Annotated in this window: 1 rRNA gene; it reads left to right on the top strand. The window is 48.2% G+C overall.

Annotated elements, in window-relative coordinates:
- Nucleotides 1-255, top strand: a 23S ribosomal RNA gene (locus tag ACLHR0_RS31715); the annotation flags it as partial.

The raw sequence follows: 255 nt of genomic DNA, 5'->3' as shown, positions 1-255 counted from the left end.
GGAGTAGTGAAAGGATCGCGCACTTACGGAATAGTGCGTTAAAGGGTGTAGGTATAGGTTTGGTAGGAAAATCCGCCAGACTTGCTGAAGCCTGATAGTACAGCAAAGCTTCGGCCGCGCTGATAGTATCCCTAATCAGACTTCCAAGAAAAACTTCTAAGGTTCGTTTATAGCAGCCCGTACCGTAAACCGACACAGGTAGTCGAGATGAGTATTCTCAGGCGCTCGAGTGATCCGTGGTAAAGGAACTAGGCA

It is taken from the genome of Chitinophaga sp. ARDCPP14, from assembly GCF_051362515.1.
Taxonomy (GTDB): Bacteria; Bacteroidota; Bacteroidia; order Chitinophagales; family Chitinophagaceae; genus Chitinophaga.
This window is presented reverse-complemented; position numbering and strand designations above follow the sequence as displayed.